Origin of the sequence: Robinsoniella sp. KNHs210, assembly GCF_000686105.1 — a bacterium.
Lineage (GTDB): Bacteria > Bacillota > Clostridia > Lachnospirales > Lachnospiraceae > Robinsoniella > Robinsoniella peoriensis.
In genome coordinates this window covers 1,001,825-1,016,517 of record NZ_JMLZ01000002.1, presented here as the reverse complement: position 1 = coordinate 1,016,517, position 14,693 = coordinate 1,001,825, and the positions used below count along the sequence as shown (strand labels likewise).

The window sequence follows — 14,693 nt, the reverse complement described above, 5'->3', positions numbered from 1 at the left end:
GTTACATCTCCGGTTTAAAGAGTACTTTCGTAAATACCTCTGTTCGGTTAAACATCATATCAAATACTTCTTTACAATCTTCCAGGCGCACCCTGTGGGTAATTAACGGGTCTACGTTCATCTGTCCGGTATGTATAAATTCCAGGGCACTCTTCCATTCGTTAATCGGCAGCGGGTTAATGGATGAGTTCCAGCTTCCGTGAATGGTCAGTTCCCCTCTTAATATAGATGCTATGACACTGTTGGGGAACGTTACATCATCATAAGTGATACCGCCGTATACGACCTCGCCATTTTTCTTACAGGAAGCTACTGCCTGTACATGGGTATATTTACTACCAGCAAATTCGATTGCAATATCTACCCCTTCCCCTCCTGTCAACTCTTTAATTACCTTTACTGCGTCCAGGTCTTTTCCGTTTACACCGGCTGTGGCACCAAGCCGCTTAGCCAGACGGAGCTTGTCATCGGATACATCTACAGCAATTACCTTTGTGCATCCAAGGGATTTCAGCCACTGAACCGTAATAAAGCCTATGGCTCCCAACCCGAATACTGCTGCCGATTTTCCAGCTTCTATTTTTGTTTTCCGCACTGCATGCAGTCCTACCGATACGGGATCCGTAAAGGAACCTTCTTCGTAATCTACTCCGGATGGGAGTTTAAGACAGTTTTCTGACTCTACCACGATATATTCTGCCATTGCACCGTCTCTTCTGGAACCATAGTAGTCATATGTGTCGCAGAGATGTGACTGCCCTACTTTACAGTATTGGCATTCACCACATGGAATTAAAGGCATAACCGATACCCGGTCCCCCACATCCAGCTGGTTTTTCACCTTATCACCGCAGGCTATAATCTGTCCTGCAAACTCATGCCCTATTGTAGTTGGAAAATGATAGGTTCCCTTTACCATAACTCTGGGAATATCAGATCCGCATACCCCACAGCTTTTTACCTTAATCAAAACCTGGGTATCCTTTTCAATCTGGGGTACATCTACTTCCACACAACGGATATCTTTTGGTGCAAACAATCTTACAGCCCTCATTTTTTGTGCCATTTCCTTCACTCCTCTCCTTTAATAATTACTGCTTCCGGTCAAACCATTTATGATTGCAATACCGGAACTGGTACCCAGCCTTGTTGCTCCCGCCGAAATCATTTCTTTGGCTGTTTCTGCACTCTTTACACCGCCGGATGCTTTTACGCCCATCTCATTCCCAACCGTTTTCCTCATAAGTGCCACGTGAGCTGCGGTAGCCCCTCCGGTGGAAAATCCGGTGGATGTCTTTACAAAATCTGCACCTGCCGCTTTACAGATCTGGCATACATGTACAATTTCTTCCTCCGTGAGCAGGCAGGTCTCCAGGATTACTTTTACAATTGCTCTTCCATGTACAGCAGTAACCACATCTGAAAAATCTTTTTTTACAAAATTCCAGTCTTCTGATTTCACTTTCCCTACATTAATCACCATATCTACTTCATTCGCTCCGTTTTCGATGGCTTCATTCGCTTCAAAAACTTTGGATTTCGTTGTAGTGGCACCTAGCGGGAATCCGATGACGGTACATACTTTTACGTCTGTCCCTCTCAGCATTTCATAGCAAAGGGGAACGTATCCGGGATTTACGCACACTGAGCAAAAATGATTATCTTTTGCTTCCTCACACAATTTTTTGATCTGTTCTTCGTTTGCATCCTGTTTCAGCAGCGTATGGTCTATCATACCTGCAATAGATCCGGACGGGGAAGATTTCAGCCCTCCCTGGCTTTCCAGCTTTCTTAAAATCTCATCTGCAATTTTTGCAACCAACTGTTCCATTTCCATATGTATGTCCTCTCTTCCTAATATATTATCTTACGGCACATTGAACTTTCAGACACTCTCCTGAATGTGGTTTAATTTTCCGGCATGAATCCCTGCACTTCCAATTAAAAATCCATCTACGGAAGGAATACTGCCAATGGCTGCCGCATTCTTTTCATTTACACTGCCTCCATAAAGTACTGGCACTTCCGCACCTAAGATCTCCCGGATAATTCCTTTTAAATATACATGTGTTTCATGAATCTCTTCTATCGATGCACTTGCACCTGTCCCGATCGCCCAGACAGGTTCATATGCGATATGTAATTTTGAAACCGCCTCCCAGGGCAGTCTTGCCAGATCTTTTTGAAGCTGGCTGCGAAGCGTCTCTTTCCACATGCCTTCCTGGCGTTCCTTCATACTTTCCCCAATGCAAAGCATGATTTCCATAGATGCCTGTGCAGCGGAAAACACTTTTCGATTAATTTCCTCATCCGACTCATAATTGTATATTCGCCGTTCGGAATGACCTGCCATCAGATACGTACACCCCAGCTCACGAAGCATGGGAATAGAAATCTCTCCGGTAAAGGCACCTCTCGGCTGATCGTGGAAATTCTGCGCTCCCATGAGAATATGACGCCCGGAAAACTCCTCTGCTAATGCTGCTAATGTTGTGAAGGGCGGGAAAATGACAAGTGGTACATCCGGAATATATTTTAGATCCTCTAAAAATTTCCTTCCCTCCGCTATTGTCATATTCATCTTCCAGTTTACTGCAATTATGGGCTTTTTTTTCTGATATCTTTGGATGGTATCACGGATAATTCTTTCTAATTCTTCCTTATCTATCATCTATCCACAGCTTTCTATTTACATTTGTTCATGCTATAGTAAATTATGTTACTTTAAAATTATAATAACACAACGCATATTTAAAGTCAACAATTTATATGCGTTGTCTTATCCTGACACAATTTATATGCATTGTCTTATACTGAATTAACTGATTTATTCTTTGCTATTTATCATTTAACGGTTTACAAATGTTCCTTTAAGCAATACTTTCCATTGAAATCTTTATGGGTGGATAATTGCTTTTAGAATCCGGCCCGCCTTCAAATGTTCAAAAGCTTCCAGGATTTCTTCTAATGGGTATTCTTTCGTAATATATTTTTCCGGCTGCAGCTGTCTCCTGGCTATTTTTTCTAATATCTCCCTGTTCTGCCTGCTGGTGGAAGCATGAACACCAAAGACCCCCAGTTCTTTATAATGAATATCGTTGGAGTCTAAAAATCCCTTTCCGTCTCCCGGTATTCCTCCAAACAGGCTGATCCGGCCATGCTTTGCTGCTATCTTCAGTGCGTCCGTATGTACCTGTCCAACTGAACATGCCGTAATTACCACATCCGCCCCATTGCCGTCTGTTTCTTCCATAATTCTGTCATAACAGTTTTCCGTCTTAGAATTGATGACAATAATATCCGGGATTAATTCCCGTGCCTGACGGATGCGAAAATCCGATACTTCCATCATCATGACCTTAGATGCCCCCGCTGCAAATGCAAGTTCTGCATGGGAACAGCCGATGAAACCGGAACCAAATACAGCAACGGTATCCCCCTCTTTGATATTGCATATTTGCTGTGCATTGTAAGCACATGCCATTGGTTCTGCAAGCGCCGCTTCATTTGCCGTCACATGCTCGTTCACCTTATTGACATTCCCCTGGTGAAAGGCATCGGCAGGTATCTCCATATATTCTGCAAAAACTCCATCAAATTCAAAACCGATTGTCCTTAAATGGTCACACATATTCGTATGCCCTTTTTGGCAGGGCCTGCACACACCGCATCCAATCGCAGGCGCGATCTGAACCCGGTCCCCAAGTGCAAATCCCGGCACTTCTCTGCCGATCTCTACAATTCTTCCGCAGCACTCGTGCCCGATAATCCTGCCTGGAGTGATCTTTGGGTTTCCATTGGCATAAGTTCTCACGTCCGTTCCACAGATAGATGCAGCTTCTATTTTAATCACTGCCGTATCTTTAGATGCAGACGGTTTTTCCCTGTCTTCGATACGAAAATTTTTATCCCCATTATAAACAAATGCTTTCATAGTCTCCTCCTGTTTTGACGGTTAATAAGCTATCCCCTTCAAAGTTTACCGCTGTCAGGTCATTCCAGTAGGTGCGTTCCGGAAGTACGATCAGGACATGAACTTCTTCCTTGTTTAACGGTTGGGGCATGTAATGCCAGGTACCGGGATTCAAATGGATCATGGTACCACAGGGTATAAAAAATGCACGTATGTCTCCGGTTTCCGGTCTCCCGGTATTCCCTGCAGGCGCAAGGCACAATACGGTATCATCATCCATAGGCATCATGATTTCAGCCGTGTGATCATGATATTCCAGTGCCGGAACCAGGAACCGGACTGACCTCTCTACCTGGAGGGTTGAAAATGCAAGTGCTGATACCGGCGGTACCATGCGGATACTGTCGCGGTAAAACGTAAAATTCTGATCTCCAAAACATGCGCCTTCCTCTGCGCACATAGGATGGAACTGGCCAAATATATCAAAACTCTCTTTGCTTAACTGCTCTGCCTGTACTGTAATCATTTTCATTCCTCCATTATCATGGTTTTATAACAACCTTAAGAGATCCATCTCCTTTGGCATTCTGTTCAAAAGCCTGCTGCCACTGATCCAGGGAAAATGTATGAGTCACTACACCATCCGTATAAATGGTATTATCAGCAATCCATTCCGTTACCACATCAAAACAGTAAGGTCCTAAATGTGCTCCCAGAATATCCAGTTCCTTTCCATCACCGATTACAGACCAATCCACACTTACTTTTTGTCCGAATACGCTGAACTCAATAAATCTCCCCAATTTCCGTATGGCATCTAAACCCTGCTGCACACTGGAAGGATGTCCCGTTGCTTCTATATAAATATCACAGCCATAACCATTTGTCATGCTCTGAATCTCTTTTACTACGTCACACTCTGACGGATTGAGGCAGACATCCGCACCAAAACTTTTGGCAATCGCAAGCCTGTCTTCCTTCATATCAATTGCAATGAGCTTTTTAGGCCTTCTCAATCTCGCATAATTAACCATTGCCAGCCCCAATGTTCCCACTCCGGAAATTACAACTACATCGGTATTGGAAATATCCGCACGGTCCACTGCGTGCTTTGCACAGCTGTACGGTTCAATTAAGATGGCTTTTTCTAATTCCAGATCCTTAGGAATCTGATAAATCCTTGTCTTTTCAGGCAATATCATATATTCCGCCATGGCACCATTGACGTGGGCACGGAATCCAAAGATATCTGCCTGGTCACACATCCAATAATGCCCGGTCCTGCAGAACATGCACTCCCCGCAGGGTACAATCTGTTCACCGGTTATCCGGTCACCTGCCTTTGCACATCCTTGGTAACCTTCAGCCACCTCGACTACTTCTCCCACAAATTCATGCCCGGGAATAAACGGTGTTTTTACCCAGGGCTCTGATTTACCATCTCCCCAATAACCTTCTGCTCCATGCCAGTTTTTAATATCACTCGCGCACACACCGCAAGCCTCCACTTTAATCAGTACCTCACCCTTTTTTAATTCCGGTACCGGATAATCTGACTCCAGCCGATAATCATTTTTTCCGTAAACAACCAGTGCTTTCATTGTTTTTACTGTCTTAGCCATAATTCCTTCTCCTTCTATACCATATTATTGGATAATTGTCCTATCCGCTCATAGAAATCATGAAGCTCCACCATGTAATCCTTATATAAATGCAAGTAAGGCATATACGCTTCTCTTTTTGTTAAATCCGGTAGGAATTCCCGTTCTACTTTCACATGCTTTAATGCGGTCTCTTTTAAATCCGGAAAAACACCTATGGCATTTCCAGCCAGAATTGCAGCTCCCCACATGGCAGCATCCTCCCGGTTCAGAACCTCATATCGCTTTCCCTGGACATCGGCACACAACTGCGTCCATACCGGCGATTTGGCGCCCCCTCCAATGATTCGGACATGATCAAGCTCATATTCCGGATACAGTTCTTCCATTCGCTGCATACACAGGGTAAAATCATAGGTAAAGCTTTCTAACAGCGCTTTATAAAAATGCTCTTTGGAATGGCTCCAGTCGAATCCCATCCACATACCCCGCAGTGAACCATCAAGCGGCATAGAGCTGCCGCCCAGCAGCCCGATTCCCATCAGACCATTGCATCCCGGCGCAATGCTGCTCATTTTATGTTCCATATCTGCAAACATTTCTTTCGTACTGATTCCTGCCTGTTTTACGAAAGTATTCATAAACCAGTCTAAAGTAATCCCGGAACCTGCTGCAAAATGAGTGGCATAAAACTCTCCCGGTACCGCTGATGGAATGACATCCAGACGCCTTTCATCCATATCCGGACGATATTCACTGACACAGCAGCTCACTTCTCCATAGGACGAAGCTTCAAATATCATATCTCCATAGTTTACAATTCCAGCCCCCAGACAGCCCGCAGGCTTATCTCCTGCACCGGATACCAGAACAACCCCTTGTTTTAATCCCGTCGCTGCTGCCATTTCCTTATTTAGCCGTGCACAGATGTGGTTAGAATTCACAATTCTAGGCAGATATTTCTCATCCAGTCCAATCTCCCTGCAGATTTCCTGTGACCATCTGTCATTTTGTACATCAGCAAGTCCGGTCCACTGGGTAAAGGATCTGTCTATTACCGCATCTTCCACGGATATATCTCCTAATTTTCCAATTACGTACCCACTGATCATCAGATATTTTGCAATCTTTTTGCTCTGTTCCGGATATTCCATTTTGAACCACTCATATTTTGGTGCCATTTGGGGAAAGTTCGTTCCCCCAATACATAAAAATGGATCTCTTAGTTTTTCCATTTGTTTTTCTGCATAAGGCATATACCGGCTGTCCAGAGAACAGGACCAGGTGGTGATATCATTCCAGTTTTTATCCACTCCCATGAACCCTGACATCTGTCCGGTAAAGGCAATGGCTTCAATACATTCTGCCCTTCCCTCCAGTGCTGCACATACTTTTTTCATACAGGTGATTACGGAGGCTAATAATTCTTCTCCCTTTTGTATAAATATGCCGGGACCCGGTCTATAATCTTTTACCGGTTCTGTCTCCAGGGTAATACACGTACTGTCCGTATCATAAACTCCAACTTTTATAAAACTTGTGCCCAAATCCACTGCCATCAGTAAAATATCTTTCATTGCAATGCTCCTCTCTGTCAAACCATGACGTACAGCTATTAGAAAGCTATTTTATAACACTCTAGACTGTTTTATTTTTAGAAGTAAGACCCTGTAATAGCACAGAAATGATAATAATAATGCCTTTTATGATATCCTGGGGATAAGAAGGAACTGCGAGCAGATTCATGATATTGCTGATCAGTGCCAGCACCAGTACACCTACAACGGTCTTAATACAGGACCCTTCTCCGCCCGACAGGCTTGCGCCCCCAATCACGCAGGCTGCAATAGCATCCAGTTCCAATCCCTGTCCTATAATCGGTGTTCCGATAGCCGTTCTGGAAGATGCGATAATGCCACCAATAGCAGCACAGATTCCGGAGATAGCATACACGGACATTTTATACCGGTTTACACGGATTCCCGCTAATTTTACGGCCGTTTCATTACTTCCTATGGCAACTATGATACGTCCAAAAGCAGTATACTTATGAATAAACGCAAATATCAAAATAACAACTACCGCAATGACTGCCAGCCATGGAATCACGCCCCCGATCATCGCTACACCCAATTTACCAATGGTATCCTTTGGTGTCTGCACCGGCTGCCCATTGGATATAACAAATGCCAGACCTCTTGCAATGGTCATCATTGCCAATGAAGCCACAAAGGCTGCCATCTTGGCATAAGATACCAGAAATCCGGTAGCTGCACCTAATACACACCCAACCAGAACCGGTAGGAGAATTGCAGCTCCCATACCCAGACTGTGGGTTGTCAGTGCAAATGCCACCATTACGCTTCCAAGTGCCAGAATAGATCCAACAGATAAATCAATTCCCCCAGTCAGAATTACAAACAACATCCCCATACAGACAACGGTGGTACCTGAATACTGGCGCAGGATATTAATGATATTCTGTAAGGTAAAGAAATCCGGCGATATGCAGATACAGATAACCACTAACAGCAATAGCATAAAATAAGTATTATGTTTGACAAATAATTTTGCAGCTTTATTTTTTGTATTCATTTTTTCACCCATTGCATACAGCAGGCATGCCTGCTGTACTGCCACAACTAAATCAATTTGAAAGAATCAAAATGTGGCTTCCTTTCGATTTCATATTTTTCTTTCAAACCTAAATCCATGAAAACCTCAAGCCGGCTTACACTTAAACCCCCATTGCGTATTTTATCAGCACATTTTCAAATAATTCTTCTCTGGCAACTTCGCCGGTAACCCTGCCCTGCCTCATAATGATAACCCGGTCGCACATTCCGATGATTTCCGTCATCTCCGAAGAGATCATGACGATTGCAACTCCCCGTCCCGCCAGATCATTAATTACTTTATATATTTCTACCTTTGCCCCGACATCCACTCCACGGGTAGGCTCATCCAGTATCATACATTTACAGTCAGCCGCCAGCCATTTTGCAAGAGCCACTTTTTGCTGGTTGCCTCCGGATAGACTGGATACATCATCCTCCATGGATGCATATTTCGTAGACAATTGCCCCAGGATATTTTCTACTGTCTGTTTTTCTTTTTTTCCGTTGATAACGTCCATGGCGTATTTTACCTGTTTCAGGGAAGCAAGGGTCGTGTTAATACGTATGGATTGATTTAGCAGTACCCCCTGCTGCTTTCTGTCTTCGGGCAGGAATCCCAGCCCGCGTTCCACTGCATGCTTAGGCGCCTTAAACGACACCTTTTCCCCCGCCAGCGTAATTTCACCGCTTTCTTTACGGTCTATTCCAAATACGGCACGCATAGTCTCTGTCCTTCCTGCCCCCACCAGTCCGCTGAATCCCAGCACTTCACCTGCCCGAACAGAAAAAGACACATTTTGTACCATATTTCCGCAGTTCAGGTTTTTCACATCCAGAACCACCTCTCCCAGCTTCACTTTTCTCTCCGGATACAGGGTAGACATTTCCCGACCGACCATAAGATTGATCAGCCCATGCTTATCGATATCTCCGGTAGAAAGCTCTTTTACAAACTTCCCGTCTTTAAATACCGTTATTGTGTCGCATAACTGGAATATTTCTTCCAACCGGTGGGATATGTAGATGATGCTGACTCCGTCTTTTTTCAAAAGGTTCACCAGTGAAAAGAGTTTTTCAATTTCTGTAAATGTCAGCACTGCAGTTGGTTCGTCCAGCACCAGAATCTTTGCATCCCGGCTGAGATTCTTGCAGATTTCCACAACCTGCTGATATGCCACCGACAATTCCGCAACCTTTTGTTTCGGGTCAATTTCTCCAAATCCCAGCTTCTTTAATATTTCGGAAGCATCTTTATTTAATTTTTTCCACCGAATAGCCGCTCCGCCCTGATTTAACCGGTCAATAAATATATTTTCAGCAACCGTTAAATGAGGCGCCAGCATAAACTCCTGGTATATCGTTGCAATCCCCAGGTCTTTCCCTTCTCTTGGAGAGGTGATCTTTACCTCCTGCCCGTCAATCCGAATAGTCCCTCCATCCCGTAAAACCGCCCCGGATAAGATTTTCATCAAAGTAGATTTTCCTGCACCGTTTTCTCCGATTAAAGCATGGACTTCTCCTGGCTTTACCCGCAAAGAAACATCCTTCAGTGCATAGACGCCGCCAAACTTTTTGTCAATATGCTCCATCTCAACCCGATATTCACTACCCATCGCCTACACTCCTCATCATTTTCTGTGTTTCTGCTGCTTTTCTTTTTTGGGGATGCCGCATCGTTATCTTTCTTCTGATAAACTGACACAACACCCCCATTTTTGATTCCTTTATTCCCGCGGGCAGCAAACCAAACGGACTCGTTTGAGGAACCATTTGGCATCTGCCGCCAGGGGCAAAACCCGCTGCCTGCGGCGGTGAATTACACCTGCCTTACATTATGTTGTTAAAATGCCGCATTTTCATCATAGTAGTCTTTTGCATTTTCAATGGTATAACAAAGAGGCGGTGTCCGCGTGATATCCTCATAATCGTCTGCTGTCTTACCATTCAGTAAAACATCGTCTGCAACCTGCATAGCCATAGCCGCAACCGTCTTTGGATTATTATCCCCGGTAGCAATATAACCCGTATTATCTGCGATTAGTTTGATTGCTTCCTTCTGTCCGTCTGCTGCTGCCGCGAGTTTAATCTTATCGGTTAAGCCTGCATTTTCAATAGCAGTCATAGCGCCTAATAACATATTGTCATTCTCACCTAATACCAGGTTGATATCCTTATTTGCTACCAGTAAATCCTCCATTGCCGGAAGACCTTCATCTGCAGTCCAGTTACCCCAGCCCTGGCCGTTGATCTTGAAATCTGCATCCGCATTTTCAGCTTTACCTTTGTCCATCAGCTCCTGTTCCATTGTTTTTGCTGCAGCCCAGGCTTCATCTTCCGTACAGCCTGTTCTCTGTTCAATAATTCCGCACATAAGACCGGTACGTCTTTCCTGAGATACCACCGCACCTTTTACACCGGAAAGGAGTACGGATACAATCGGGTCTTTCCCGAACTGCTCACCAACATAGAGTCCTACTGCTCTTCCGTTTCTCAGGTTATCGGAACAAACGGTCGTAATATTATCAGCCGATGTATCGCAGGCATTATCTACATTGATTACCGGAATACCTGCTGCTGTTGCATTTGCAATCGCCGGAAGACAGGCCTCGGAATCTACACAGTTCATAATAATACAATCATAATTCTGGGAAACGAACGTTTCCATATTTTCCATTTCCTTGGAAATATCTTCGGAAGCATCCAGGCTGGCATAAGACCATCCCCTTGATTCGACTTCTTCTTTGAGGGCTGCATCCAGAGCTACAAAATATGGGTTATTTAAGGTCTTATTTACATAGCCGACTTTAAAACTTTTACCGGAAGCATCCGCTTTTTTCTCTGCTTCCGTGACTGCCTCTGATGCTGTTTCTTTTGCTGATTCCGTTACTGCTTCTTTTGTTTCTGCTGCCTTTGTCTCTGCAGCTTTTGTCTCTGCCTGAGCTTCTGTTTTTGCCGCGGTGTCCGCATCAGAACTCTTCGTTGTGCCTCCACATGCCGACAGCATGGAAACGGACATTGCCACTGTTAATAAAATCCCCAACATCTTTTTGTACCTTCTCATTTTATTCCTCCTTAGAATATGAATATTTGCGGCTGCTGCTATTCTGGTGCGTGTCAGAAAAGTTTTCTGTTTCTGCAAGATTATGCATTCCGCTTATTGTGGCGGATCGCTGAATCTGCAACAGGCTCCCGGAAGCAGTCTGCCATATATTAGATTTATTTAGCACCATGCTAAATAAGGCTAATCTCCTGGGTATCATGCATCAAATCCTTCAAACTCCGGTAAAGCTTCAGATATCTCCGGAATGGTTCCTGATACAATTTGTGCTTTTCCATATCGGGTTTGATCACTATTTCGGGCACTACCATCTTATCTGCTGCATCCTGAAAACTATGATAATGTCTTCCTTTTGATGCAGCTGCCACACAGCACCCCAATACCCCTGCCTGGCTGTTCCGATTGATAATAATCTTTTTACCGGTTACATCCGATATCATCTGAATCCATCCACGGTCTTTGGTAACTCCCCCGCAGACAGTCAGCGAATTTATTTTATATCCCTGGGTTTCATAATTCCGTATAATGTTGTATGTACCAAATGATACGGATTCCAACACAGCATGGTAAATATGTTTCCAGGTATGTTTGACATTCAGTCCATAGATCACACCTTTGGCCATTGCATCCTTATACGGTGTTCGGTTTCCCTGGAAAAAATCCAGAATCGTTAACCCGTCAGATCCGGGATCGACTTCCTCTGCCGCCCGAAGCAGTCTGGCATAAGGATTACCGTCTTCTTCTCCGATATGAAAATTTTTCCGAAACCAGTTTACCAGTCCGGCAGCCGATATCTGACCTCCTTCAAGCAGCCAGAGTCCGTCTACCAGTGCACTGTCATAAGGCCCCCAGATGCCTTTTAGATCCGGCTTCTCTTTGGACATACACAGATGTACAAAACTGGTTCCCATTACAATACCCAGTTTATGAGGCTTAATAACATCCAGTCCAAACATCGCCATATGGGCATCAATTCCTCCCTGTACCACCACTAAATCAAGATTAAATCCAAAACGCTCTGCCAGTCCGGGTCTTATTTTCCCCACAACCTCACCGATTTTATCTACCTGTGTGACGATTTTTTCCTGATAATCTTCAAAACCTATCCGTTCAAAATATTCCTTCTGGTAACCGCCTTTTGATTCTATGTAATTCCATTTGCATGTCGTATTGCAGATGGAACTGGATAGCTTTCCGCATAACATGTAATTAATCCAGTCCAGTTGTTCTACCAGCCGGAAACACTTATCGTAAATATCCCTGCGGTGTTTTTTGATCCATAATGCTTTTGGAATCATCCATTCAAAGGATGTCTCCTGCCCACAGTAATCCAGAACCGGATCATGCGTTTCATTGATCTCATTCATTTCCTCCCGGGATCTGGCATCCATCCACATCATGGCATCCATAAGAGGCTTTCCCTGTTCATCGATAGCCAGTACCGTAGAAGATGTAGCACAGACACAGCACGCCTTCACGGATTTCTTCTGCTCATCCGTCATTTCACGGGAGCACTGTTTTAGCACCTCCAGAATGCTCTCCCACCAATCCATAGGATTTTGTTCTGCCCAGCCGACTTTAGGATAAGAAGTTTCCCACTTTTTTTCATGGCTGATCAGCATTTCACCATCTTCATCAACAATTCCAACCCGTACGCCCTGAGTCCCCGTATCAATTCCAATAAAATACGATTTCATTCCCTTGTCCTTTCAAACATATTATAGGAACATATGTAACTATGTGATTATCATTTGTATACATGGATAATACTATAAGTTTTGTGCATTGTCAATATAAATTGCAATTATTTTTATAATATCAGGGCATTTTGTCGATTTTCATAATTTTTACACTTAAAATTCAGTAAACATTTTATAGCTTTATATCATTAAAGCAGCTCTCCCTGGGTAATTTGTCGATAAAGATTTGCTATTACCCTATTACTGGCATTTTGTAACCTTGCCTCATTGACTTTCCATTTAATTTATGCTATTTTAGTTTTAATAACATATGTTTTTATTACACTATCATTTGTTCATGAGATGCTATTAAATGTATAGGAGGGTGTTTAAATGAATTATCGAGAATTGTACCAACCGGCACATACGTTGATTGGTAAGGGCTGTATTTGTGAAATACCGCGGCACATTGATCTTATATCAGGTAAGAAGGCATTTATTGTCACTGATAAGCCGCTTGTAGATATTGGAACTGTAAAGAAGGTCACTGATGTGCTGGATAGTGCCGGTAAAGACTATACGATTTATGACGGAGTTAAACCGAATCCGACCGTATCTATCGTAAATGAGGCTAAATCACTTTTTGACCGGGAACACTGTGACTACATGATCGGGATTGGAGGCGGCTCTTCCCTGGATGTTTCCAAGGCTGTCAGTATACTTGCTAATAATGGCGGGGATATTGCCGCTTATAACGGATTGAATAAATCAAAAAACCCCGGTATTCCGCTTATTGCCATTAATACAACTGCAGGGACCGGCTCAGAAGTAACCCGGGCTTATGTGGTTACGGATGAAATTAATAAAGTAAAAATGCTGATGGTTGATGCCAACTGCCTCTCTTATCTGGCAATTAATGATCCCATGCTGATGCTGGATATGCCTGCCTTTTTGACGGCATCTACCGGAATGGATGCTCTGACACATGCCATTGAGGCTTATACTGCCAAATCTAATTTTCCTTTTACCGATGGAATCGCACTTGAAGCAATTCATTTAATTGGTATGTCCCTGGAAAAGGCCGTATTTGAAGGCAGAAATATAGAAGCCCGTACCGACATGTGCTGGGCAGAATATATGGCTGGTCTTGCATTTTCTAATTCGGGTCTTGGAATGGTACACGCTATGGCTCACCAGCTGGGCGGTTTTTATAATACCCCTCATGGTGTTGCAAATGCTATCCTGCTACCCTATGTTATGAAATACAATACATCTGTATGTAAAGAACGGTATTCCCGGATTGGTCAGGCACTTGGTATTGACACTTCCCGGATGACGGCAGATCAGGGGGCAGCCGCAGCTATCTGCCACATCCGCGAACTATCACAACGGATCGGAATTCCTAAATTGAACACAACATCATTTCGGCCTTCTGATGTGGTGACTTTGTCTTTACATGCTCTGGAGGATACAGGAATGCCTGAAAATCCGAAAGAGGCTGCACTGGTAGATGTGCAGAAGGTTTATATGGACGCTTATTATGACAGTGCTCCCTGATCCAGAATTATTATTTCTTCATATAAAAAACCGGCTGCAGCAGCCGGTTTCAGATTGTAGATAAAGTAAATTATGCTATATAGCACTGTATATCAAGAGAATAGGGTTCTTTCTCATGTTTGTATATTTTGTATCAATTGGCAATTCTGATTTTCTTATGCCAGAATGCATTATGCAAAATTAGGAGTCCATTGAATATCCAAAGTTAAGTAAGAACCAGAGAATAGATATACAGTGCTCTATTTTTGTTTTTTTCTGATATCATTA

The 14,693-nt window shown here is 43.6% G+C and carries 13 protein-coding genes; 1 reads left to right on the top strand and 12 read right to left on the bottom strand.

Going from position 1 to position 14,693, the window contains the following annotated elements; translation table 11 throughout:
- Position 1 precedes the first annotated feature (1 nt).
- From CD03_RS0111330 to CD03_RS0111270, 12 genes are all read right to left on the bottom strand, one after another.
- Entirely contained in the window at positions 2–1,066 is a 1,065-nt protein-coding gene (locus CD03_RS0111330; protein ID WP_027293727.1) for a galactitol-1-phosphate 5-dehydrogenase, read from the bottom strand.
- A gap of 18 nt (positions 1,067–1,084) precedes the next feature.
- Positions 1,085–1,735, bottom strand: coding sequence for a deoxyribose-phosphate aldolase (gene deoC / locus CD03_RS0111325; RefSeq protein WP_044289901.1), 651 nt, complete (start codon positions 1,733–1,735; stop codon positions 1,085–1,087).
- Positions 1,736–1,885: 150 nt separating this feature from the next.
- Positions 1,886–2,671, bottom strand: coding sequence for a triose-phosphate isomerase (gene tpiA / locus CD03_RS0111320; RefSeq protein WP_052377763.1), 786 nt, complete (start codon positions 2,669–2,671; stop codon positions 1,886–1,888).
- Between the two features lie 225 nt (positions 2,672–2,896).
- Positions 2,897–3,934 (bottom strand): alcohol dehydrogenase catalytic domain-containing protein, encoded by a 1,038-nt coding sequence (locus tag CD03_RS0111315; RefSeq protein WP_027293724.1) that lies wholly within the window; start codon positions 3,932–3,934, stop codon positions 2,897–2,899.
- Positions 3,915–4,439 carry an ureidoglycolate lyase gene (locus CD03_RS0111310; RefSeq protein WP_027293723.1) on the bottom strand — a complete coding sequence of 175 codons (525 nt, stop codon included), beginning with the start codon at positions 4,437–4,439 and terminating at the stop codon, positions 3,915–3,917. The genes CD03_RS0111315 and CD03_RS0111310 overlap by 20 nt, the downstream gene beginning before the upstream one ends.
- A 16-nt stretch (positions 4,440–4,455) precedes the next feature.
- Positions 4,456–5,535 carry an alcohol dehydrogenase catalytic domain-containing protein gene (locus CD03_RS0111305; RefSeq protein ID WP_027293722.1) on the bottom strand — a complete coding sequence of 360 codons (1,080 nt, stop codon included), beginning with the start codon at positions 5,533–5,535 and terminating at the stop codon, positions 4,456–4,458.
- A gap of 14 nt (positions 5,536–5,549) precedes the next feature.
- A complete protein-coding gene (locus CD03_RS0111300; RefSeq protein ID WP_027293721.1) occupies positions 5,550–7,091 on the bottom strand; it encodes a xylulokinase in 1,542 nt (513 codons plus the stop codon).
- A gap of 61 nt (positions 7,092–7,152) precedes the next feature.
- Entirely contained in the window at positions 7,153–8,154 is a 1,002-nt protein-coding gene (locus CD03_RS0111295; RefSeq protein WP_242849083.1) for an ABC transporter permease, read from the bottom strand.
- A gap of 97 nt (positions 8,155–8,251) precedes the next feature.
- Positions 8,252–9,745, bottom strand: coding sequence for a sugar ABC transporter ATP-binding protein (locus tag CD03_RS0111290; RefSeq protein ID WP_027293719.1), 1,494 nt, complete (start codon positions 9,743–9,745; stop codon positions 8,252–8,254).
- Positions 9,738–9,902: a hypothetical protein gene (locus CD03_RS37805; RefSeq protein ID WP_156042877.1), complete on the bottom strand. Its 165-nt coding sequence runs from the start codon at positions 9,900–9,902 to the stop codon at positions 9,738–9,740. The genes CD03_RS0111290 and CD03_RS37805 overlap by 8 nt, the downstream gene beginning before the upstream one ends.
- A gap of 70 nt (positions 9,903–9,972) precedes the next feature.
- Entirely contained in the window at positions 9,973–11,193 is a 1,221-nt protein-coding gene (locus CD03_RS33240) for a substrate-binding domain-containing protein (RefSeq protein ID WP_052377762.1), read from the bottom strand.
- A 170-nt stretch (positions 11,194–11,363) separates the two neighbouring features.
- Positions 11,364–12,887 carry an FGGY-family carbohydrate kinase gene (locus tag CD03_RS0111270; RefSeq protein WP_027293718.1) on the bottom strand — a complete coding sequence of 508 codons (1,524 nt, stop codon included), beginning with the start codon at positions 12,885–12,887 and terminating at the stop codon, positions 11,364–11,366.
- 375 nt (positions 12,888–13,262) lie between these two features.
- On the opposite strand from CD03_RS0111270, the gene CD03_RS0111265 reads away from it, so the two are divergent.
- Positions 13,263–14,426, top strand: a complete 1,164-nt coding sequence (locus tag CD03_RS0111265) for an iron-containing alcohol dehydrogenase (protein WP_027293717.1) — start codon at positions 13,263–13,265, stop codon at positions 14,424–14,426.
- Positions 14,427–14,693: the final 267 nt, after the last annotated feature.